Annotated in this window: 19 protein-coding genes and 3 pseudogenes; 4 read left to right on the top strand and 18 right to left on the bottom strand. The window is 65.8% G+C overall.

Going from position 1 to position 21,675, the window contains the following annotated elements:
* Positions 1–3 precede the first annotated feature (3 nt).
* The 10 genes from J1M81_RS05515 to J1M81_RS05470 form a co-directional block, all read right to left on the bottom strand.
* Complete coding sequence (locus J1M81_RS05515; protein WP_206497690.1) at positions 4–2,178, bottom strand: hypothetical protein; 2,175 nt, start codon at positions 2,176–2,178, stop codon at positions 4–6.
* A gap of 8 nt (positions 2,179–2,186) precedes the next feature.
* Complete coding sequence (locus J1M81_RS05510; protein WP_008709954.1) at positions 2,187–2,921, bottom strand: hypothetical protein; 735 nt, start codon at positions 2,919–2,921, stop codon at positions 2,187–2,189.
* Positions 2,922–2,989: 68 nt separating this feature from the next.
* Positions 2,990–3,403, bottom strand: a complete 414-nt coding sequence (locus J1M81_RS05505) for a hypothetical protein (protein WP_008709953.1) — start codon at positions 3,401–3,403, stop codon at positions 2,990–2,992.
* Positions 3,404–3,461: 58 nt separating this feature from the next.
* The gene (locus J1M81_RS05500) at positions 3,462–4,058 is read right to left on the bottom strand and encodes a hypothetical protein (protein ID WP_008709952.1); all 597 of its coding nucleotides are present in this window, start codon (positions 4,056–4,058) and stop codon (positions 3,462–3,464) included.
* The gene (locus J1M81_RS05495; protein WP_008709951.1) at positions 4,055–5,746 is read right to left on the bottom strand and encodes a peptidoglycan DD-metalloendopeptidase family protein; all 1,692 of its coding nucleotides are present in this window, start codon (positions 5,744–5,746) and stop codon (positions 4,055–4,057) included. Before J1M81_RS05495 ends, J1M81_RS05500 begins: the two co-directional genes overlap by 4 nt.
* 145 nt (positions 5,747–5,891) lie before the next feature.
* Positions 5,892–7,964, bottom strand: coding sequence for a cutinase family protein (locus J1M81_RS05490; RefSeq protein ID WP_008709950.1), 2,073 nt, complete (start codon positions 7,962–7,964; stop codon positions 5,892–5,894).
* 40 nt (positions 7,965–8,004) lie between these two features.
* Positions 8,005–9,294, bottom strand: coding sequence for a ParA family protein (locus tag J1M81_RS05485; RefSeq protein ID WP_008709949.1), 1,290 nt, complete (start codon positions 9,292–9,294; stop codon positions 8,005–8,007).
* Complete coding sequence (locus J1M81_RS05480; protein WP_008709948.1) at positions 9,294–9,950, bottom strand: hypothetical protein; 657 nt, start codon at positions 9,948–9,950, stop codon at positions 9,294–9,296. The genes J1M81_RS05485 and J1M81_RS05480 overlap by 1 nt, the downstream gene beginning before the upstream one ends.
* 74 nt (positions 9,951–10,024) lie before the next feature.
* On the bottom strand, positions 10,025–10,537 hold the full coding sequence (locus tag J1M81_RS05475) for a hypothetical protein (protein ID WP_206497689.1): 513 nt from the start codon (positions 10,535–10,537) through the stop codon (positions 10,025–10,027).
* A 129-nt stretch (positions 10,538–10,666) separates the two neighbouring features.
* Positions 10,667–11,947 (bottom strand): hypothetical protein, encoded by a 1,281-nt coding sequence (locus J1M81_RS05470; protein WP_008709946.1) that lies wholly within the window; start codon positions 11,945–11,947, stop codon positions 10,667–10,669.
* 1,083 nt (positions 11,948–13,030) lie between these two features.
* On the opposite strand from J1M81_RS05470, the pseudogene J1M81_RS26225 reads away from it, so the two are divergent.
* Positions 13,031–13,321: pseudogene (locus tag J1M81_RS26225) on the top strand (helix-turn-helix transcriptional regulator); the annotation flags it as partial.
* Between the two features lie 54 nt (positions 13,322–13,375).
* On the top strand, positions 13,376–13,588 hold the full coding sequence (locus J1M81_RS26220) for a helix-turn-helix transcriptional regulator (protein ID WP_241257751.1): 213 nt from the start codon (positions 13,376–13,378) through the stop codon (positions 13,586–13,588).
* Positions 13,589–13,683: 95 nt separating this feature from the next.
* Here J1M81_RS26220 and J1M81_RS26215 read toward each other — a convergent pair whose 3' ends face one another.
* From J1M81_RS26215 to J1M81_RS05435, 6 genes and pseudogenes are all read right to left on the bottom strand, one after another.
* Positions 13,684–14,232: a hypothetical protein gene (locus J1M81_RS26215; protein ID WP_241257827.1), complete on the bottom strand. Its 549-nt coding sequence runs from the start codon at positions 14,230–14,232 to the stop codon at positions 13,684–13,686.
* A gap of 180 nt (positions 14,233–14,412) precedes the next feature.
* A pseudogene (locus tag J1M81_RS26210) lies at positions 14,413–14,688 on the bottom strand (GAF domain-containing protein); the annotation flags it as partial.
* Positions 14,689–14,742: 54 nt separating this feature from the next.
* Complete coding sequence (locus tag J1M81_RS05455) at positions 14,743–15,558, bottom strand: SDR family oxidoreductase (RefSeq protein ID WP_008709940.1); 816 nt, start codon at positions 15,556–15,558, stop codon at positions 14,743–14,745.
* Positions 15,559–15,812: 254 nt separating this feature from the next.
* Positions 15,813–17,012 (bottom strand): DUF2510 domain-containing protein, encoded by a 1,200-nt coding sequence (locus J1M81_RS26205; RefSeq protein ID WP_008709938.1) that lies wholly within the window; start codon positions 17,010–17,012, stop codon positions 15,813–15,815.
* Positions 17,013–17,593: 581 nt separating this feature from the next.
* Positions 17,594–18,085, bottom strand: a pseudogene (locus J1M81_RS05440) (excalibur calcium-binding domain-containing protein); the annotation flags it as partial.
* A gap of 78 nt (positions 18,086–18,163) precedes the next feature.
* Positions 18,164–18,313 (bottom strand): transposase, encoded by a 150-nt coding sequence (locus J1M81_RS05435; RefSeq protein WP_206497688.1) that lies wholly within the window; start codon positions 18,311–18,313, stop codon positions 18,164–18,166.
* A gap of 431 nt (positions 18,314–18,744) precedes the next feature.
* On the opposite strand from J1M81_RS05435, the gene J1M81_RS05430 reads away from it, so the two are divergent.
* Together J1M81_RS05430 and J1M81_RS05425 are read left to right on the top strand one after the other, a co-directional pair.
* Positions 18,745–19,464 (top strand): DUF2637 domain-containing protein, encoded by a 720-nt coding sequence (locus J1M81_RS05430; protein WP_094715158.1) that lies wholly within the window; start codon positions 18,745–18,747, stop codon positions 19,462–19,464.
* Positions 19,465–19,486: 22 nt separating this feature from the next.
* Complete coding sequence (locus tag J1M81_RS05425; protein ID WP_032364925.1) at positions 19,487–19,999, top strand: DUF427 domain-containing protein; 513 nt, start codon at positions 19,487–19,489, stop codon at positions 19,997–19,999.
* 4 nt (positions 20,000–20,003) lie between these two features.
* Here J1M81_RS05425 and J1M81_RS05420 read toward each other — a convergent pair whose 3' ends face one another.
* Both J1M81_RS05420 and bluB read right to left on the bottom strand, forming a co-directional pair.
* Positions 20,004–21,053, bottom strand: a complete 1,050-nt coding sequence (locus tag J1M81_RS05420; RefSeq protein ID WP_283348268.1) for a YncE family protein — start codon at positions 21,051–21,053, stop codon at positions 20,004–20,006.
* Positions 21,050–21,673, bottom strand: coding sequence for a 5,6-dimethylbenzimidazole synthase (gene bluB, locus J1M81_RS05415; RefSeq protein ID WP_197077456.1), 624 nt, complete (start codon positions 21,671–21,673; stop codon positions 21,050–21,052). Before bluB ends, J1M81_RS05420 begins: the two co-directional genes overlap by 4 nt.
* Positions 21,674–21,675 lie beyond the last annotated feature (2 nt).

Raw genomic sequence — 21,675 nt, 5'->3', positions numbered from 1 at the left:
CGCTTACCTGCCTTCGGCTTCGGACGGTGCGGACTCGGCACTGGATTTGGCTTTGTTCATCGCCGCCGCTGCGGACTGCGCGGCGATCGGCACCGCCGCTGCCCCGGCCGAGGCGACCGTCGCGGCCGATCCCGTCGCGAGCTTTCCGCCGAGTCGGCCGGCCATTCCCATGGTCGAGCGCTTCGGTGTCGACGCCCCGCCCTTGTCGGCGCCGCCGCTGTGGGCGGCCGCGCTGGTGTGGCCGGGGGTGGAGTTGGTCGATGGCGTCGAATGCGTGGATCGGGTGGCCTTGTCGACGCCGTCGCCGGAGCGGGTCGAGCGCGGTGTGACGGTCGACCCGCCGCCACCACCTCCGCCGCTGCGGCTGCGGAACAGGGCCGAGCTGCCCACGCCTCCGATGACACCACCGGCGACGGAGCCACCGCCGCCGCCGAATCCTTCGGAGTCGGCTTTGGTCGGCAGGATCGGTGCCCACTTGAGCATCGCCCACGGTGCCAGGCCGACGACGACCATCGAGGCACCGACGAGCACGAGAGCGCCGAGCGAGGTGAGATCTCCCGAGCCGCCGCCGCCCGAGAGCAGAGCGTTGTTGGCCCCGGCGAGCACGATCGCGATGAGCAGGAACAGCATCGGCTTGCTGAGCACGATGCCGACGAACGTGAACAGTGGCCGCAGAGCTTTGGTCCGCCACGTCGGGTGCACCCACATGCCGTAGCCGATTCCGGCGACGCAAGCGGTCAGCGGAAGCCCGATCTGGTGCATGAGCAGCCCCAGGTAGACCGACATCGCGCCGAGCAGCAGGATGCCGAAGAAGACCAGGCCGACGATCGAGCCGCCGACGACGGTGTCCTTGTTCAGCGTGCCCATCGTGGCGTAGATGTTCTGCACCATCTCGGTGATCGTGGAGCCGCTGAAACTGGCAATGCCCTCGGTGAGCACTGACGCGAACTCGATCACCAGTTGGGCCAGGGCGAGGGAGAACAGCATCATCACCACCCCGGCGGGCATGTAGCCGAAGACGTTGGCCACCAGCTCCGACGGTGAGCCCTTGTGCCGTGATCGCATGATCGCCAGCAGGACCGCCAGCGACATGACCATGATTCCCAGACCCGTCGATCCGGCGTAATAGGTCACGAACCATTGCTGGGTGGGATCGAAGTCGCCGGTCGAGGTCAACCCACGGAGCACGGCGTCGGTGAGGGAGAGGGCCCCGCTCTTGGTGGCGTTGACCCAGTCGTCGATGACGGTGGTCGGATCGGTGACGAAGTCGACGACGTCGTTCGCGGCCCCCGAGATCCAGGAGAATGCCTGCAGGTAGGCCTTGCCGAGCTTGTACTGCGGGGTGGCCGCGATGACTTTGCCGAGGGTGTCCTCGAGGCGTTCGGTGAACGAGGTGTTCTTGTCGATCCAGTTTGCGGTGCCGGCGAACAATCGTCCGATCGAGAGGTTCCAGTCCTGGCAGCGGCTGGCATCTGCCCGTTCGGCTTTCGAGCAGTCGACGAAGAAGGCGTGCATGCAGTACTGGTCGCCCGAGCCCTGCGAGCAGGGGTCCGACCAGGCGGCGTCGGGCACCTTGTCGGCACCGGGCAGTGCCTTGATCGCGGTCAGCGAGTCCGCGTCCGGGCTCTGCGCCCAGGCGAAGCCCCACGTTCCCCATTCCTTGGTGCCCCACCGGGCGAGGTCCTCGGCGCAGGTTCCGGTCGGTGGGTGAAAGCTGGTGTCCCCGGCCGGGAATACGGTCGGCAGAGCGTCGGCGGGTGGTTCGGTCCCGTCGGCGACGGCCTGACGGGTGATCTCGGCAGTGGCCTGGGCCTGCGGGTCGGAGCCGACTGCGCTCGCATCGCCGAGCATGACGGCTTTGTTCTCGTCCGATGCCGTCCAGTACAGGAGCCGGTTTTCGTTCGTGAGTGCTTGGGAGATATAGGTTCCCAGGTCGCCGCCGTGGTCTGCGCAGTTCCCCGTGAACCAGGGCCCGCTCCGAAATTCCTCGGTGCCGCCGATGAATTTCTTGAGATCGTCCGGGAAGTGCGCGGGCAGCCTCGATGCCGGTTGTTGGGCGGTGACCGCACCCGGTGCGGGGGCGGGAACGGCGGAAGGCTGGGCGAGCGCAACAGCGGGTGATCCGAACAGTGCCACCAGTGCGGCGGTGACCGCGATGAGAACGAGACGGCGAATCATGTTCTCTCCTAGTCGATGTAGAAGGTGTAGTACCCTGCGGTCAGTTGACCGCCGAGCGCGGAATCAGCGGCCGGGTAGGAGGCGTCCTCCGGTCGCGGGCCCTGGCGGTAGGACCAGTCCTTGGCCTTCCAGTCCCCGTCCTGCCAGATCAACGAGATGTCGGTGGTCGCCCACAGAGTGCTCACAGCGACGGTGCCGGTGTTGTTGATGTCGGACTGGGTGGTGGTCATCGACCACACCGAGATCTGCGCGGCGTCGGCGGAGAACGAGGACACGTGCACCGCGGCCGGCAGGGTGTTCATCACGTCGCTGCTCTCGTCCCGGTTGCTGCCGAGTTCGATCTCGCGGGCCAGTTCGGCACCGGGGTCGGCGGCGATCATCGTCGAGCGGACATCGTTCATGTCGATGCGGCCCTGGCTGGCCTGATCGAACGCCTGGAGCACGTTCACCGCGGCCGTCGATGCGCCTTGGGTGTCGCGGGTGTATCCGCTGGGGACACCGTTGTTCACCGTCGTGGGCCCGTGTACTGCGCGGATGGCATCGCTGCCGCCGGTCTCGTCGGAGCCGCCCGACAGACCGACCACGATCACCGAGACGACGGCGACGATCGCCAGTGCGATGGCACCGAGGACGATCCAACGCTTGGACCCGGACTTGCTGTCGGAGTGCTGATCACCGGAGACAGTGCCGGTGTTGGGGGAGCTGGGGGGTTCGGAACCGACATTGCGGTAGTCGATGGCCATGATGAGTGCTCAATTCTGCGGACAGTGCCGCGTCGGGGCAAAGAAAATGGAGGGTAGAGCCGGGTCGGCTACGCGCCGGGCTGGACGAGGAGCAGGACCGCGCCGACGATCGGAGAGACAGCGGCCACACCGCCCAAGATGATGAGGGAGAGCTTGAGATCCTCGCCCGCTTCGCTCAGATCGCTGGACATGTTGCGTTTACGCGCCTTCCGGGAGCTGAGGAACGAGGTCAGCACCCACAGGCCGGCGAGGGCGATGCTGGCTCCCCAGATCGCCGCGAGCAGGCGCTTCCACGTCTGGTTCAGAGCGGGCCCGAACAATCCGATATCCGGGTTGACCCCGTCGAACGGGTTGACCGCCTGAGCGGAGGCGACTCCGCCGGCCAGGACGGTCAGCGCGGCGGTGAGGGCGAGGACGCCGAGCACACGACGAGCTCGGCGTGCGGTGCGGGTCGTGGGTATGGTGACGGATTCTGTGTCCATCGGGGGTTCCTTTCCGAAACATGGTGTTCTGCAGTGCCAGCGGATAGATGAGGCGGAGCTATTTGTCTTGAATGCGGCTCACCTCCCAGCCGCCGGGGCCGCGCCGCAGGATCATCGCGACGACCCTCTCGCTCACCGGCACACCGTCGATGCGTTGGGTGACGCGGTAGGAGCGGTAGGCCGTCGAATCGGTCTGCGGGGGAACGGGTTCGTCGTCGGCGACGAGGTCGGGGGTCAGGACCGCGCCGTCGGCGGCCCAGTCCAGCCACTGCGCACCGGGACTCGATTGCGCTGTGGTGGAGGTGATCTCGCGCGCGTACTCGGAGGTGAGCAGCGGTGCGGTGCGGGCTGCGGCATCGTTGGGTCCGGCGTCGACGGCGGTGTTCCAGGTGAACCAGACCGTCAACGCCGCGGTGGCCACCGAGTCCGGATCCTGCCGGTCCACCCCTGCAGCGATGTCGGGCAGCGTGGTCGCGGCCGGAGGCGGGGTACGGGTGGGATCGCTGCCGCTCGGTGGAGGCGTACCCGGTGTCCACTGCTGCGCCGGGATCGACGGGACGTCACTGCCGTTGTCGGTGCTTTCATCACCGCAGGCAGTGAGAATTGTTGCAGCGGTCAGGATTATGGCCACGGCGGTACGTCTGTTGGTTTTCATCCGAATCTCCGTGCTGTCAGTCCACTCGCGGGCGGGGTCCAGTCCGATACCTTCACCACGTCGCCGGACTGCGGGGCCTCGACGACCTTGTTTCCGCCGAGCCAGATGAAGATGTGGCCCGAGTGGGGTTGGATGATGTCGCCGGGTGCGAGCTCGCCGGGGGTGGCGATCACGCGGCCGCGGCTGTCGGCGATCTGCGCCGAATCCTGGTGGGGGAGCACGATCGCGCCGCCGGAGGCTTGTGCGACGGCGTAGAGGACCAGTCCGGAGCAGTCGAAGCCGACCTTGTCGAAGTCGCCGATCATGTCCGCGCGGCCGCCGCCGTCGCTGACCCCGCGGGTGGGACCGTTGCGGTCGCCTCCGCCCCAGGCGTAGGTGGTGCCGAGCCAGCGCATCGCGGCCGCGACGACGTTCTGCCCGAAGGGGCCACCGGGGACGATGCCCGGTGTGGCCTGGGGGACGGCGACGGAGAACGCTTCTGCTGCGCGGCGGGGAATCTTTGCGACGTAGTCGAGGGTTTCGGCGTTCTGGCACACCCGGCCCTGCGAGAGGGTCGCGCCGGGGCCGCAGTTGTACATCGACAGGTACAGCTCGGTCAGGTCGCCGCTGACCTTGCCGGCGGCGAGGGAGTCCTTGGCGATGCCGGCCAGCTCGCAGTCGTAGGCGGCTTGGCTCATCACCGCGTCGGCGATGCTGCGGGTGTCCTTGCGGCCGTCTCCATCACCGTCGACGCCTTTCGCCGCCCACGTGGCAGGCATGAACTGTGCCGGTCCGTCCGCGCCCGATCCTGCGTTGTGGGCGTTGACGTCGAAGCCGCCCTCTTGTTCGAGCTGCGCGGCGACGACCGGAGCAGTGACCTCAGCGCACACGGTGCCGGCCTTGACGATCCACGGCTCGAAGTCCGCCGGCACCGACCCCGGTCGCAGCCCGGTCGACCCGGCCGGGACTCCGCAGCCGGGTTTGATCGCGGCGGCGAGTTTCACCGATCGACTCGATACACCGCTGGTGCTGGTGGTCGGGATCGCGGCGGAGGTGCCGGCCGGTCCCGCCGCGAGAACGTCCGCGCTCGCGGTTGGGGCGGTGGCACCGGCGGCGGCGAGCCAGGCCACGGGATCGACCGGGCTCGATCCGGACGCGAGACGAGTCCCGGGCCAGACCTCGAAATGCAGGTGCGGCCCGGTGGACTGTCCGGCGTTGCCGACGGCACCGATCGGGTCACCGGCTTTGACGGTCTGGCCAGCGGTGACCCCGACGCCGTCGTCGTTCATGTGGCCGTAGACCGTCGAGAGCGACTGTCCGTCGACGGTGGTGTCGATGATGATCCAGTTGCCGAACCCGCTGGCGTGTTCGGCCTTGACGACCGTGCCGTCGGTCGCCGCGTAGATCGGGGTCCCGATTGGGGCGGAATAGTCCTGGCCCTGGTGTCCCTCGGCCTCGCCGGTCACCGGGTTCGTGCGGGCACCGAAACCGCTCGTGGCTTGGTATGTGCCCTCACTCAGCGGCATCACCACCGTGCCCGAGTGCGGAGCCACCACGGCCGCGCCGGCAGGCAGGCACGTGCCTTCGTCGACCGGCGGTGTGCGATCGCCCGAGAGGACACCGAACATGCCGATCGCAGCGACGGCGGCGATCAGCAACAGGCTCAGTGCGCCCGCACTGCCCTTGGTGCCCTGCTGTGATGCTGCCATCGGTGCATGTCCTCACGAATCGAAAAGATGATCAGTGCCCGCCCGGACACCTGTGGTGGTACGCGTAGTTCGTTTGTGGTGCTGTAGTTTTCGGCTGCTCTGCGTCATGCCCGCCCGGCTGCAGAGCCCGATCGGTGGCCGCCGGTCAGCCCCCGATCTTCTGGGTGAAGAAGTCGATGAGCCATTGCAGTGCGCTGCGGCCGGTGGAGTCGACCTTGAAGTCGCCATAGGACTGGTGCGCACCGGAGGCGAAGAACGTCGCGGCGTCGATACCGGCACCGACCAGCTCGGCGGCATCGCCTGCACTCGGTGACGAGGCCAGTGAGATGAGACTGCCTGCCAGACCGGCGAAATCGCCGGTGGAGGCTTGCTGGCCGATCGCGGCGGACTGTCCGGTGACCTGGGTCTGCGCGCCGAGCTGGTCGGGGCTGGTCTTGGAGGATCCGGTGAGCACTCCGACCGCGACCGAGGCGAGGTCGAGCCCGATGGGTAGCAGTTCGGCGGCGGCCGCGAGGTTGCCGGTTTCGAGGATCTTCCACGCGACTTCCTGGATCGCGCCGACATCGTTGGCCAGGCGGATCACGTCGACGTTGCCGAGCAAGCTCAGCACCAGGGAGGCGATCTGCGCCGATCCGCTGGGGTCGGGGATCATCGCCACCAATGCTGCGAGGGTGTGCAGGTCCACTCCTGCGGCCATTTTCACGATCGGTTCGAACTGGTTGTTGAGGTCCCCGGCGATCTTGTGCGATCCCGCGACGTCGAGTGCGGCGACCTTCTGCGGCAGCGCGATCAGGTTGTCGACGATGCCTTGGTAGTCCAGGCTCGTGAAGCCGGTCGCGACGTTGACGACCTGGTTGACCACGGTCTTCGGCTTGAGCAGCGAGAGCACCTGCGTTGCCGAGGTCAGCGCGTCCGGGGACACGGACTGCAGCGGTGCGACCTGCCCGCTGAGCGTTGCGGCCGTATCGGTCAGGCCTGCGGTGGTGCCGGTGCCGCCCAGCACCGATGATGCGGTGTCGGCGATCGAGGTCGCGGTGCTGAGCACTGCGGGAATGTCGATCTGGTCGAGTGCGTCGAGAACCGTGGACGTCTTCGCTTCCGGGGATCCTTCCGGTGCGGTGTCGAGGGTCGAGCGGATGCCGGGGTTCGCGGCGATCACCGATTGCACGTCGGCGACCGGTTCGAGGGTGTTGAGCAGCGATGTCGCCGAGGCCCCGACGCTGGCGACCTGTGACTGAGTGCGGTTGGTTCCCACCGAGTCGGGCAGGGTGGCCACCCGCTCCCCGAGAGTCGATGCGGTGTTCGCGGCGCCCGCCAGATCGACGCGGGAGAAGTCAGAGACCAGCGACGACGAGAAATCGCTGACCCCTCCGGCCTGTGTCGGCGTCGTGCCGGGCTGTGTCTCGGCACCGGTGACGCCGCCCTGCGCGGTCGTCGACGGAACCGCGGTATTCGACGCTGCTGGGGTCGACCCGGTTCCGGCCTGTTCGCCCGGGTCGACGGGCTTGTTCGCCAGGACCTTGCCCAGGCCCGCGAGCAGACCGTCCTTGCCGGCGTTCGTCGAGCAGTACAGGTCCGTGGGATTGCAGAGCTGCCTGACCACCGGGGCGAGAGAGCCGAAGCCTTCGGGCCGGACCCCGCCGATGCCCTGACCGTCGATCTTCGGCCCGACGACGGTGCCGCCGGCGGTGCCCTGGTGCGGATCGGCGACCAGACCGACGCCGAGAATCCGGGCCGCGGGAACGACGCCGCGACCGTTGCCGATCTCGGCGGCGATGTCGCCGGCGGCGTCCGCGCCTTGGGAGTAGCCCGAGAGCAGGAACTTCGACGTCGCGCATGCCGAGGTGAGGATGTTGTTGATGGCGCTCTTGCCGGTTTCCTTGCTGTCGGCGTAGGTGCGGCCCTTGTCGAACGCCGACGCCGCGTACGCCGGGTAGTAGACCTCGATATCGTTGCCGTACTTCTGTTTCAGGGCGTTGCCGACGGTGGCGAGCATCCCGACCGGGGCGGTCGGGTTCGCGGCGGCGTTGGTCTCCCACGTTCCCGGGGCCATGATCGCGACGTACTTCGCGCACGAGGTCGCCGCCGTCGCTGCCGGTGCGGCGTGTGCGGGGACGGTGCCCGCGGCCAGGACCACCGCGGAGACGACGACGGTCAGCGCCGACAGTGTCCGGCGTTGTCGTCGCCGCGGGGTGGTGTGCGTTCTCTGGCCGGTCATGGTGTTTCTCCTCGTGTGCGTCGAGCGGGGTGGGGACGGGTCAGGCTCCGCGACGGTCGCGGCTGCGCCGCTCCCACTGCGAGAGCTGTGGGGGTGGTGCGCTGTCGGGCTGGCGGTTCACCGGCTGCGGGGAATACGGATCGGTGAATTGGTAGGCGACGCCGGCTCGTGCCGCGGCGATGTTGTCGGCGACCAGGGCGGTGACGTTGGTGTAGGCCTCGATCGTGGCGGGCGGGAGGCCCCTGTAGACGATCCGATCGCCGCGGGCGAGAGCTGATTCGTACGGGGCCTGAATGAAATTGCTTTCCTGGACACCGAGATTGCGCAGGTCCTCGAAGACCGCCGACGCCAACTGCGGGTTGGAATCCGGTGTTGCACAGGTCACGACGATCGTCGACGCCAGCAAGTGTCCGTAGCCGCGGGCGATGATGCCCTCGAGCATCTGATAGACCTGCCGGGCGATGTCGAGGCGTAGCGGGAGCGGAACGACCAGGGCATCGGAATGCTGCACGGCCCACTGCCAGCTCTCGGCCAAGGGATTGGCGGCGGTGTCGATGACGATCAGGTCCCGGTGTCGGCGCAGCACTGCCATCACCGCGGCGCATTCGTCCCACCCCAGGTTGCGCTCACGGTCGGCCGAATTATCTGCTGCGAGAATGTCTTCCATCGTCGGTTGACGCCGCAGGAACGCAGTGAGCGATCCCGACACCGCCGACGAGGACGCCAGCTCGTGTGCATGGTCGAGCAGATCCCACACCGTGAGCTCCGGATCGGTGGTGCGGGCGGCGCGATCGCCGAGACTGCCGAGTGATTCGCTCGCGTCGAAGACCGTCACCCCGTGGCCACGGTGCTTGCCGAACGTCGAACCGAGCATCACCGATGTCGGAGTTTTGCCCGCTCCGCCCTTCGGATTGATGACCGAGACCACCGAGCATCCAGGAAGTGGCTGCTGCACAACGCGAATCGACTGACGCAGTCTGACTTCGGCCGATGTGGGCTTGGGCTTGAGATGAGTTCCCAGGGCGGCGTTGATCCGGCCCCGCAGGCCTGCTTCGGCGGGCTCGGCGGTCGGGTCTTCTTCCTGGCGGTCGAACAGTCGTGCGCGGTAGAACGCTGAGGGGTCGACATCGGGTGTCTCGACCGCGGCCAGTGCGTCCTGCCCGACCCCGTACGGGTCCGGTGCGGTGTCGTCGGCCGACTCCTCTACAGGCTGTTCGTCCGGTTCGGATTCGGGTCGGCGCAGGCGCTGAGCGCGGAGGTTGACGGTGTCCTCGGCTTCGTAGCCCGCGACGGGGTTGTCGTCGTCCGGGCGCGGGTGCTGTTCGGCCATCAGCCGACCTCCGCTTGATCGTCGACGAGCAGATCGGAGAGCCGGATGGCCTGCCACGGACGGTGCCCGGGAACCTCGCACCACACGGTGGCCGGGTTCTCGTCGTCGATGTCGAGGCGTTCGAGGTGCACTCCGTATCGCGCGGCGAGAGCGGCGAGCCGCGCGCCGTCGAGGTGCGGGTTGGAGATATGCAGTATCAGCCGGATCGCGGGGGCGTCGAGCTCTTCGCGTAGCTTGCCGGCGAGAAAGGCTGCCTTGCCGGCCGCCGAGTCGTCGGCCGAGGTCTGATCGCCCTGCCGGAACACCGCGTCCTTAGCGTGAAATGTTCCGTACCAGGCTGTTTCGTCACCGTCGCCGACCACGGCGAAGCTGCCGCGCTCATCGCCTGCGGCGTAGAGCTCGACCAGTGGTGCGGCCGACGCCGCAGAGGCGACCGCGTCGGTGACCTGCTCGGCTTCGTTGGCGCGCAATCCGTCGTAGTCGAGGTCGAGCTGCTTGTAGAGCTCTCGTTTGATCTTTTGCCACATCGACCAGTCGGTCAGCCCCGATTTTTCGGCCCAGGCGCGGATCTCGCTCGCGGTCGACGCCTCGAGGGTCTCGCGTGCCTGTCGTACTGCGGTGGCGGCCTCGGCCCATTCGCTCGCTGCATCGCTCATGTCCTGGCGTTCCTTTCGTGGTGGCTGTTCGCCGCGGTGCTGCGGCGATCTCGCGCTGTGGCGGCGGTGGGTGATCACGCTTGCTCGATGGCGGCGATGACGTAGCGACCGTCGACCTGATCGGTGGTGATCCGCTGGCGGTACTGCGTCCCAGGCCCGTTCGGGCCACTCTCGGTCAGGGTGAGGGTGTAGGAACCGGTGCGCAGCGGGTCGATATCGAGGCAGTAGGTGGTGCCGGCCGGCGCGGTGGCGATACCTGCGTCGAGGTTCGCTTCGACGGTGAACGGGGCACTCGCCGGGGCGTTCGGTGAGACCAGAGCGTGCGCGGCCGCGCCCGATCTCTGGACGTAGTAGGCGTGCTCGAACGCGGCAATGACCCCGGGGCCGCTGTTCTGATCACCGGTCGGCATTGAGCAATCCGGCCCGGCGGCAACAGTTGTCGGCGCGACCGAGGAAGAGACGGTCGTATCGGTGGCTGTCGTGTCCGGCTCGGAGTCGCCACCGCTGAACAACACAGCGGCGGCGACCGCCACGGACACCACAGCAGCCCCGGCTGCCGCGACCGCGCGTCGGCGCGATCGCGGCACACGGGGAGAGCTCGACGGCACCCCTGATCGTGCTGGACCGGTGGCACTGGCAATCGGAGATGTCGTCGAACGGCGAATCATTTGGATATGTCCTTCCTGGCTGGTTCAACTAGCTGGCTGTAGGGCGATTCAGGCGGGTGCGAACGCCGCCTGTAAGCCGCCGAGAGCGGCAGTGGCCTGATCGACCAGAGGAGCTGCAGCCGCCTGCACCGTCTCGACGGTCTGCGCCACCTGCGGCTGTTCGAGGGCCTTCGAGGTGAAGCCCTGCACTGCCGAGGCCGCCGGTGCGGTCCACACCGACGCATCGCTGACGGCCTTGTCGACGATCGGAGCCGCGTTCTGAACGGCTGTGTCGGCCGCCGCGAGCACCTGGCGGCCGTTCGGGTCGGACGCGAGAGTGTCGCGAACCTGCCCGACGGGTCCGGGGAGATCGACGGTTGCGGCAGGAGGGATCGTCGGGACGCTGTCGGCCGCCGGGGGAACAACCGCCGGGGCAGGGGCCGGCTCTTCGATGATCTGCTGCTCGCCGCCGAGAACGGTGGCACAGAGGATGCCGCCGATGACAGCGCCAGCACCGGTCAGGCCCAGCACGATCGGTGCCGACAGTGTTGCGCCGACGCCGGCTCCCGCGAGTGCTGCCGCTCCAGGGATGAAGACCCAACCCACTGGTCCTCCCCAGACGACAGCACCGGTGCCTGTGGAGGCGGCGACACCGAGTCCGCCGCCGATAGCGGCTGCGGTTCCGGTGATCACCGCGGCCGGGACCACCGATGCCGCGAGACCGGTCGCTCCGCCTGCGATGACGCCGGTCGCGGTACCCGCTGCGATGCGGTCGGCACGGGGAGAATCGGCGAACCCGTTGTCCACGAGCCAGTTTCCGCCATCCGCCTGCACAGCCTGCAACGTGTTGTTGATTCGAGTGAGCAGATTCTGGTCGACGATCTTGGTATCGACCGGCACCAACGTGCCGCCGGCGATGAACGTTCCGGGCGGTGCCTCGATCGGTGCAATGACCCTGCGCTGCACCGTCGGGACCGGCGGCGGGGGCGGCGGAGTCGCCTGCAACGCCGGGGGAGCGTCGCTCGGAGCGGCCTGCGGCGCGGGAGTGGGCTCGTAGTAGGTGTTCTGGTAATTCGAGGACTGCTGATTACCGGCCAGGTAGTCGTCGTAGCTACGTGACGGGGTTTGCTGCACCCGAGGTGAGGGCTGGTAGCCGTCCAAATACACGCGCGGTTCCGGCGCTGGAGGCGGCAGGGTGGCCGGTGCCGTCTGCGGTGTGCTCGTGACCCCCGGTTGTGATCCTCGAGGACTGGTCACTCCCGGCTGCGATGGTGCAGCCTGAGCAGGAGCGGCCTGCATGGTCAGGCCGGCGATCGTCACCGCGGCCACGGCGGGCAGCGATGTGATCACCCGCCCTCGCTTCTTTGATGAGCGGTGGTGTCCTGTGTCCTGTGGTGCTGGCATTGGTGTCGATCCCTTCCTGGTGCGACCCGGCGATCGGGTCGTGCTGGTGAATGCGATTGCGGAGCAACCGTTCTGGCGACAATTGGTTTTAGGTAAGTCGGTCGACAGAAGTGGATGGGTGCGTGCGATCCATAGGTTGTGGGCCAGTCGCACGCACCCATCACGTGCTAGAGGCTCAGAGCCAGCCGAAGGCAACCGACCAAAACCATGGCTGCTGGAAAATCCACATCGGGTATCGGAATCCTTTCTGTGCGAACGGGTGTGAGTCCGAGGTGTGATGTCCCGGCGGGGCCGCGCAGCGCTGAACATGATGAAATGCGCTCACTGCGCGACCCTCGCGCCGGTCCACCGGTCCACCGGTCGAGCTGCAGGGCGCGCGGGGGAGCTCCTGCAGCGCACGAGTGGGACTATCAGCGACAGCCCACTCGGGTCGGGTTGCAGTCCGAACTGCCAGGCCTACGGCTTGCGGGTAAGAATGGACCGCTCATTACAGGAACTGGATGGACCCCACTCGGCTAGCAGGGCTCCGTCGTCACCGATGTATTGGTGGCGACCGGAATGCTCGTGGTCGAGCGAGCACGCAATCAAGTCACCATGTGTCCGATTTACGACGATTGATGCGCAGAACTGATTCAGTGAGAGGAGATTTGGTGCTATTGCATCCCGTGCGGCACTCACTTCGATTTGCCCCCGTAACCGAGGCGAAAGCGGCGATGTCGGGTGAATGCACCTGCCGTCGCACCCCGTCCGTGATGGCCCAACGCTGAACTTCGAGCGTGGTAAATGCTGGTTTCAGTCGTCGACGGCAACTGCGATGCGGCAAGGGCGAGCGACGCGAACATGTAGAACTCCCGACAGGAATGATCGGACGGACCCTGTGAACAGACCGACCTGATGTCCCGCGCTACAAGCAGTGCCGAGATAGACAAGCACCGAGGATTCCCTTTTGGGCGCGCATCAGGACTGTAGAACAGGTTAGGTGCACCGCGCAATCGGTTCAGCTTCGCGGAACTCGACTCGTATTGGCGCATGAGTGCAACAATAGCGCGCAACTATAAAACGCACAAGAGTTCATGGGCATCGTCGATCGAGGAAGATGGGACTGTCTTGAAGGGTCGACAGGGAGTTGGGATAGTGCCGCGAAGCGGAGTTCGTGGGTTTCGCGCCGACCGGTTGCGGGAGCTACGGGTACGTGCGGGGTTCAGTGCTGACGACCTCGCGGCGAAAGTGGGCGCGACCAGACAGGCAGTATCGACCTGGGAGACGGGGCGCTCAACGCCACCGCCTGCGACGCTTGGTCGGATCGCGAACGCCCTGCATACGTCGGTCGCGGCGCTGGTTCCGATCCCGGAGTCTCAGCTCAAATTGTCCGACTTGAGGGTGCACGCCGCGCTGTCCCAGGGTGACGCTGCGCAGCTGCTCGGGATGTCGACCACCGTTCTCGCCGACATCGAACGTGGGCGCAAGCCCGAGAACGAGGAGCGCATCGAGTCGTTTTCCAAAGCGTATGGCGTATCGACTCGGACGGTGGCGGCTGCGTGGAGTCGAACGCGTGATGCCCGCACGACACGCGCGCGGTCCTTGTAGACAACGCAACTATTAAACGCACTTCCAGCGTTCGCGCGTCAACTGCACTCAGTCCGCAATGGGCTGTGTGGATCCGTATGGATCCGCGAACTTATTTACTCCTCGGACAATTCGGTCAGAGTGACGAGTGCGGCCGTAGTGTGCTGATTGAGCGAGACTAATACCGCGTCGATCGTCATCGGTTTCCAATTTCCGTCGAGAGTTCGGAAGCGAAGCACACCGTGGGTGCGTTCGCGTGCGAGTGCGTTCGACATTCGTTTCGCAATTGGAACGTCGTCCGGATGAATCGCCGGTACCGGTTCGTCAGGAAGGTTTTCCCAGCAGATATTCGGTGCGGGGTCAGAGTTGTACCAGCGCAACAAGTTGAGTGTTCTGAGGTTGACCAGTGCGCGGTACTCGCCCTCCTTGGTCGAAGCCTCCAGAACGCGATGTTCGAGAATCGTAGGTGGGGGAGCGATATTGATGTCCCCTGCGGGGCCGATGTCGTGGGTGATACCCCTCAAGATAACTTCGGTGCCCGAAACCCCGTCTTCGGCAATCATCCGGCACGAGAAGTGCGCTGCTCGAAGTTCACCGTCGTCCCGCCTCACGGTCCAAACCGCCTGATGAGTGGTGCCCGGGGCTGATTGCACGATCTTGGCCATCGCTTCGCTCTCGTCGCGGTTGGTGACCAGTCGGGTGAACGCTCCGGCGAGTGCACGCTGGGTCTCTCGCTCGTCTTGCGGAACGCGGTAAAGGTCGAGTAGATCGCCGCTCCCGCTTGCCGTGCTCTTGGTGAGGTTGAACTGCCACGCCCCAGCGGCGTCTCGTCGAGGTGGAGTCTCGTCGCGCTGGCCGAGCCACACCCACACACCATGTGTGCGACCCGCGAAGGTTCGCAGTGGTTCGGCCAGTACCCGCCTGTAGCGGTCTTTGCACAGCCGATCCACCACGGCTCCTGTGGAAAGCGCCTCCGCTACCGCGGTCAGTGCCTCGTTGCGGCTGCCAGAGCTGCGGAGAACATTACGAGGTGAGACAAAGGACTTGGGCGAAGACCCAACTCCGATGACCGACGGCTCTTCGTCTCCGAACGTCTCTATCAGGATCCAGCTATTCGACATAGTTGACCGACCCCCGCAGGTCTGTTGAGTGGATTGTCTATAGGTTTCGGATTGTCAGAGTCGCCGCAGTGCTTGGAGCGCAGGCAGTAGATGTTGGTAATGAGGTCCGAGCACGCGCGCGGTCACGTCGACGAGGCGTGCGTCGTTGCCCACCGTCACCTGTGATTTTCCCTTCCACGCACCCGCAATGATCTTTTGGGCGGCCACTTTAGGGGTGGTTCGGGCTATGCGGCTGTCGAAAAAATCGGCAGTCCGCGCACGATCGACGCCGGGTGCGGCCCTCGCGGTCCGTGCGATTGACGTTTTGAGTCCACCAGGGATCACACATGTCGCACGCGCGGTCCGTGACGCTAGGCGCAATTCTTGGTTCAGGGCCTCGGTGAAGCCGCGAACGGCAAATTTGGAAGAGTTGTACGCCGAATAGCCGGGTGCGGACATGACCCCAAATGCGGACGACACGTTGATGATTCGACCTCGATGTGACTTCAAGATATCAGGTAGAAAGGCGCGAGAGCTGTTGACGACGCTCTCGAAGTTGGTCGCCATCACCAGATCGAAGTCAGCTGGGGGAGTGTTGATGACATCGCCGCTATAGAGAACGCCTGCGACGTTGAAGACTGCATCGATACCGCCCAATGCTGAGCGAGAAGTTGCTGCCCACGAACTGATTTCGGCCCGGTTGGCCACGTCGACTTGAGTCGCGCGCGCGACTGCGTTCATAGCAGCACATCGGGACTGTGTGTCCAGCAGTGCATCATAATTGTAGTCCGCGAGAGCAAGTGACCAGTTCTGGCCCGCGAGCTGCAACGCAATTTCACGGCCGACTCCAGAACCTGCGCCGGTGACCGCCGCTCTCCATTCCCCTGGCATCTAACCTCGCCTCCCACAACTCGCTGCCCTTGGTAACTAGGCACAGTAACGAACGGTCGACAGCCGCGCTAGCAACCAGCTGGTCTGTATTTCTGTTTGTATCTAGTGGCTCGGAGGCTTTCAAACGGGCATGCTCTAGGTGTGAATCTGACTTTGTCGCAGGAAGTCTCGCCGCCGGATCCTGCACGACGGTCGGTTTTGGTCAACGTCTAAAACTAGATCCGATGTCCCAGCGGTGTCTGGGTTGCCGACGGCTACTGCCGCGTGGGTTTGTGCGCACACTGAGCATCAGCATCCGGTTGGGATCTTTCTCGACGGACGGCCTGTAGGTCCACGAGCCGATCAGACACGGTCAGGCCGCAGGCCTCGGCGCGAGACAACTCGTCGTCGAGCTTGATTCGGTTGTAGTGATCACGATCGATGACGGGTAGGCCGTCGCGGTTGCCGATGTAGTTGCCGTGAGCGAACAGCGCATCCTTGTCGGCCGGGGACAGCGTGGACCACATCTCGTGCGACTGCGCCGGGTCCGACGGCAACGAAGTCAGTGTGAGGGCGGCGCGGTCGATCGTGGTGAGGATGACAGTTCTAGCGTTTCTCCTGCTCGGGAAAGAAGCACCGGAGTGAGCAGGAGACGCGTCGGGCAGATGTAAGAGCGACGCTGGATCCGAAAATTCGAGTTCGAGCTGGTCATGTCTGTCGAGCAGAGTGTATTCGTTGCGCGCTGTGACCGTCACCGGAGTCAGTATCGGTCCTTGCTGGGCGACCACGTCGTCGCGTGAGCGGATCCCGCCGTCCTGCAGCTCGACGATTTCACCGGCGATATAGAGGGTGTCGCCGTCGTCGTACGCCGCGGGCGATCCCAGCTCGTACCCGCTCGGCTCGAGTGATGCGTTGAGGGCCGAGAGGACGTCGCCTGGGACGTCGAGACAGCCGGCCGCCGGCGTCGCCTCAGCTGTCGTCGGAGCGGGCGCACCGGTGTGCGCGGCGCGATCGAGGGGACCACAGCCGGTACGGGTGGTTGTCGTCGCGGTCAGCAAGTCCGACGAAGTCGCCGAAGCCGGATCAGGCTCGCCATTGCCCTCGTCCGAGCCAAATATCGATCCGAAGCCGACTGCGAGAATCAGAACGGCCGCGATTGCCAGCACGATCTTGAGTCCTCGGTTGCCGCCACCCTGACTTGCAGGCTGTCCCGGGGTGGGTTGCCGTGTCGGGCGGGGCGTGCCGGGTGCGGAGTGTTGGGTCCACTGGCCGCCGTCCCAGTGTCGTTGTCCACCGGCGTTGGACTGGTCGGGGTCGGTGTACCAGCCGGGTTCGGTGTTGTCATCGGTGAAGTGTCCCAGGTCGACGACACCGAACTCACCGTGTTGACCTGAGTGCTGATCGCAGCCGACGTCGTCGAATCCGGTGCTGAATTTCGGTTGTCCGGTCCGGATGTGGCGGCGTCGGCGCGCCACAAGCCTCAGCGCAATCTTCGGCGATCGGCGATGACACCCGAAGGAGGAATCGACTATTCGGTGGACCCGTGAGCCGACCCAACGTGGCGGTCGAGTCCAGCGGCGATTGCCTGGACTGTGACGGCCTGGCATCAGGTTTATGGAGCCTGTTTACCCACCCACCGCGTTGAATTGGGATGCTCTTTGTCGCCCAATACTGTGCCCGGCCACGACCCTTCGGGAACACCGTTGACGCGCCCACTGTCGTACCTGTCGGGGTCGTTGCGCTGTTTCGTCAACTCGCCGGTCGACGGGGCCATCAATCCCAGCGTCTTCCTCGCACCGCCAAGAGTCTCCGCCATTAGGCAAGGGAATCGTCCGACCCTGGGCACTGTGTGCCGAACAGCAGCAAGCTCCTCGACATCATCGGCCGCGATGTCCGGAATCGAATCGCGTTCACAATAGTGCTGGGAAGTACGCCACAACGCGATCATGACGTCATCGTACGACCTTTGACTGTGGCCCACGAGAGTCCCGGAGCACCCTCGAGATGGCAATCTCTGGCGCGCTCAACAGCTTTGACCCAATGCACACCGTCGGCGCTATTCGCAGCCGACGCCGTCGCCGTCACCGTCGAACCTGGTGCTGAATCCGGGTTCTCCGGTCCGGATGGGAGCGGCTCCAGCTGCACGAACCTCGTTGCAATTCTTGTAGACCACATCCGACGGAGCCGGGTTCGGTGCGGGAGCTGGCTTCGGAGCTGGTGCTGCCGACGCCGGTACAGGTGACGGTGCCGCGGTCTCGACAGCAGCGGTTGCGCCGCAGTCTCTGAGGACTCGAACGATGGCATCGTGCTCGGGCGGGGTGACCCACAGCCCGTAGGCCGCTTTGACCGCGACCTGCCGAGCGACGTAGGTGCATCGGTAGGCCTTGTTGCTGGGCAGCCACGTTGCGGCGTCGCCGTCGCTTTTCTGTTGGTTGGCGGGGCCGTCGACGGCCTGCAGATTGCGCGGGTCGTTGGCGAAGTTCGCCCTGGTGGCCTGGTCGAGTTGCTGCGCACCCGTCTGCCAGGCGTTGCTGAGCGCCATTATGTAGGGGCTTTAACTATGTTGGGTAAGGGGGTTGGGAGACCCCGATTGGACCACGGGTCGTCTCCCGCCAGCCGCTCCCGACTAGGGCGTGTCTCCCAATCGGCGTAGCCAGGTGAGAATTGCGCAGAGGGTGACGGCGGCGCGGTAGGTGATCGCGAGTTTGTCGTAGCGGGTGGCCAGCGCTCGCCATTGCTTGGCCAGAGCGAAGAGCAAGGCATTAGCGTGTGACACGAGGACCTCTCGGTTGTCGGTGCAGTTGTGGTAACCACACCGATACCGGAGGTCCTCACCTATCTGTCGCTGCCACGCCGTCCACAACGTCCCTGCTCATTACAACTAGGGCAGTATCTCCATTGCGTTGCTCGACGCTCTCGCACGCTCAGTCGCAGGGGTCCATCCCGGGCGTTGTGCTCCTTGGTGGCCATAATGGTTTTGCTTCCAACTGGATACATGGTCCGCGTGTGGAAAAGGTGGGGCGACGGAGGCGCAGACTGGAAGTGGATTGCCTCGGTATCATCGAGCGTTCACTCGTCCGAGCTGTGATCGGAAGTATCGAGGTGGAGTGCAGCACACGGTGCCGGACGTGATCTGCGCACTGGATTCGGGGCCACCAGCGTGCTCGTCGCCGAACCTGTCGGTGGGCTCGTGTTTCATGACGACCCATGAACAAGGTCCTGCGTGCGACGCTCGTCAGTGCGGTCGTCATCACCACCGTCATCGGAATCGCGTCGTTCGTGCTGAGTTTCGCCGCACTGTGGGATCTCGCCACGATGGCGGGCGTCCCGCGATCGCTGTCCTGGCTGTGGCCCGTGATCGTCGACGGCACAATTCTGCAGGCCACGATCTCCGTCATCGCACTCGCTCAATTCGAGGAACAACGCAGTGGCCGACGCTTCTTCTGGGGCGTGTTGATCACGGCGGCTCTGGTCAGTATCGGTGCAAATGCCATGCACGCCTTCATTTCCGACGCCGGAACATTGCATCCGGCATTATCGGCGGCCATTGCGACGGTCGCCCCGGTCAGTCTGTTGGCCGCGACACACGGACTCGGCATCCTCGTCCGAGTACCGGCCGAACTGCCGAACAATCCAGAGATCCCGGACGACGCCCGAAGCCTCACGCAGGCAGACGACGACACCGTGGCCGCCGACGTGGTGCCGCTGCAGACCGGGATCGAACCGAGACCGGAACCGGCTGAGCCCGCGTCTGCTGTGTCATCCACCCCGGTACCGGCCGCACCCGTCGAGGACGTTCGTCGCGATTCGCCGGCGCGCGATATTCCGTTCACGTCCGTGCGCACGGTCGAACCATTGGACGACGTCGATCGCTGGATTCTCGACGAAGAACGGGTGGACGATCTCTATCCCGTCGACGCTCCGTGACATCCGGTGGCACCATCGAGTGATGAGCCAGAATCTGCCGAGATCCGTAGTTCCCGAGAAGCCGAAGCCGGGTCAGGAGTCGGTGTGGGATTACCCCCGTCCACCGAAGCTCGAGTCCTCCAACCGTTCGCTGGTCGTCCGGCTCGGCGGCGAGGTGGTCGCGCGCACCACCGCCGCGTACCGAGTGCTCGAAACCAGCCATCCGCCCACCTGGTACATCTCTCCCGCAGACGTGGTTCCGGGTGCGTTGACGCCGTCCGAGGCCCGTTCGACGCACTGCGAATGGAAGGGCGCGGCGACGTACTGGGACGTGCACGGCGGAGATGCCGTCGCCCCGGCCGCGGGGTGGAGCTACGAGAACCCGACACCGCGGTTCGCCGAGATCGCCGGCTACCTCGCGTTCTCACCCAGCCGACTCGACTGCGAAATCGACGGCGAGGCGGTCCGGCCGCAAGAAGGCGGTTTTTACGAGGGCTGGATCACCGACGACGTGGTCGGCCCGTTCAAGGGCATCCCGGGCTCCTACGGCTGGTGATCACTCACCCCGCGGGTAGCTCGGCGCGGGGGATGTTCTGAATCGAACTCGTTGCGCCGGGGTCGCTACCGGTCACCAGAACGTCCCCGGTGCGCGGGTCCACGGCAACGGAGTTGGCCTGTGTCACGGTCGGGACGTCGCCCAGGATTCGCGGTGCGGAGACGTCCGAAACATCGACCACGCGCAGCAGATTCGACGCGGTCAACGTCACGAACAACAGTGCCCGGTCGCGGTCGACGGCAAGTCCGTACGGATTTCCCGGGGCCTCGATCGACGCGGTCTGGCGGATACTCCCCGCAGCGTCGACCGAGGCGAGAAGAACGGTCCCGCCGTCGGTATCGGCGAACCCGGCTGTTGTCTCGTTCACCGTCACGGCGTGGGTCAGCTTGACGCCGATCGGGGCCTGCGCCACCTCCCGCTGGGTCGCGCCGTCGTAGACCCACACACCGTTGCCCTGCACGTCTGCGACGGCGGCGTACGGGCCGAGAGCGGCAGCGCCACCGGGCTGGACCGGGCCCGGCGGAAGTTCCGACAAGACCGATCCCTCGCGCAGGAAGATCACCCCGCCGCCCATCTCGTTGGTGGCCACGATGGTGCCGCCGGAGGTGAGCACCGCGTCGTGCGGCTGCCGTCCGACACCGGTGGCCGTGGACAGGATCGCGCCGTCGTTGAGCGCCACTTCGAGTAGTTCGTCACTGCCTTCGAGCGGGACCAGGACCGGGCCGTCGGGACCTGCCAGCGAAAGATGCCGGGGTGCGCCCGTCGTCGGGACCATCTGCCGGACGGCACCCGTCGCCGCGTCGAACAGCACCACGCCGTCGGGCTCGCGTACTCCGGCGGCGGCGATGCCCGACGTCCCCACGACGATGCCCTCGGGAGCCCCCGGGAGCGGAACGACAGTTCCGATGGGATCGGCAGAATCGGGCGCCTGGGCGGGTTCGGCTGCCGGAGTTGTTGCCGGAGTGGATGCCGGCGAGGGGGATTCGTCAGGGGTAGACGAGCACCCCACGAGCAGGAGGCACATGACCGTCGCCGCGGCGAAAGCGGTTTTCACGATCGGCGGTACTGCTCGAAGTGCAGGGCATCGTCCAGTGGACGCCCCGTGCGCCAGCCGAATCGCTCGAGATCCGGTACCTCCTGGAACGATTCGACCGGGCCCACACACAACCATGCGATCGGACGCACCGGGGCGGGGATGTCGAGCAGTTCGGTGAGGTACGCCTCGTCGTAGAACGACACCCAGCCGACCCCGACGTTCTCGGCTATCGCTGCGAGCCAGAGGTTTTCGATGGCCAGTACTGCCGAGAACAATCCGGTGTCGTCGACGGTATCGCGGCCGAGGACGTGCGGGCCTCCCCGGTTCGGGTCGTTCGTGACCACCACTCCGGTGCCGCTGGTCTCGATCCCTTCGATACGGATGGGGTCGAACGTCTGTCGGCGCTCGGAGTCGAGCTTGTCCGCGAAGTCCTGTCGGCAGTCGGCGACGTGTGCGGCGAAGGCGCTCAACGTGTCGGGTTTGCGGACCACTATGAAATCCCAGGGCTGGGTGTTACCGACGCTCGGTGCCTGGTGCGCTGCGCCGAGGATGCGGCGCAAGGTGTCGTCGTCGACGACGGTTCCGTCGAACTCGGCTCGCACGTCGCGGCGAGATCGAATGGCCGCGTATACCGACAGTG

This window comes from Rhodococcus sp. KRD175, assembly GCF_017168275.1.
Taxonomy (GTDB): domain Bacteria; phylum Actinomycetota; class Actinomycetes; order Mycobacteriales; family Mycobacteriaceae; genus Rhodococcoides; species Rhodococcoides fascians.
The sequence above is the reverse complement of the archived record's forward strand: the minus strand, read 5'-3'. Positions and strand labels throughout refer to the sequence as shown.

What these genes read in the sequence shown, in the direction of transcription:
- J1M81_RS26215 (WP_241257827.1), bottom strand. Translation starts at nt 14,232, where the DNA reads ATGGCCAAGATCGTGCAATCAGCCCCGGGCACCACTCATCAGGCGGTT.
- J1M81_RS05430 (WP_094715158.1), top strand. Translation starts at nt 18,745, where the DNA reads ATGAACAAGGTCCTGCGTGCGACGCTCGTCAGTGCGGTCGTCATCACC.
- J1M81_RS05480 (WP_008709948.1), bottom strand. Translation starts at nt 9,950, where the DNA reads ATGAGCGATGCAGCGAGCGAATGGGCCGAGGCCGCCACCGCAGTACGA.
- J1M81_RS05485 (WP_008709949.1), bottom strand. Translation starts at nt 9,294, where the DNA reads ATGGCCGAACAGCACCCGCGCCCGGACGACGACAACCCCGTCGCGGGC.
- J1M81_RS05425 (WP_032364925.1), top strand. Translation starts at nt 19,487, where the DNA reads ATGAGCCAGAATCTGCCGAGATCCGTAGTTCCCGAGAAGCCGAAGCCG.
- J1M81_RS05500 (WP_008709952.1), bottom strand. Translation starts at nt 4,058, where the DNA reads ATGAAAACCAACAGACGTACCGCCGTGGCCATAATCCTGACCGCTGCA.
- J1M81_RS05510 (WP_008709954.1), bottom strand. Translation starts at nt 2,921, where the DNA reads ATGGCCATCGACTACCGCAATGTCGGTTCCGAACCCCCCAGCTCCCCC.
- J1M81_RS05490 (WP_008709950.1), bottom strand. Translation starts at nt 7,964, where the DNA reads ATGACCGGCCAGAGAACGCACACCACCCCGCGGCGACGACAACGCCGG.
- J1M81_RS05495 (WP_008709951.1), bottom strand. Translation starts at nt 5,746, where the DNA reads ATGGCAGCATCACAGCAGGGCACCAAGGGCAGTGCGGGCGCACTGAGC.
- J1M81_RS05455 (WP_008709940.1), bottom strand. Translation starts at nt 15,558, where the DNA reads ATGCCAGGGGAATGGAGAGCGGCGGTCACCGGCGCAGGTTCTGGAGTC.
- J1M81_RS05505 (WP_008709953.1), bottom strand. Translation starts at nt 3,403, where the DNA reads ATGGACACAGAATCCGTCACCATACCCACGACCCGCACCGCACGCCGA.
- J1M81_RS05515 (WP_206497690.1), bottom strand. Translation starts at nt 2,178, where the DNA reads ATGATTCGCCGTCTCGTTCTCATCGCGGTCACCGCCGCACTGGTGGCA.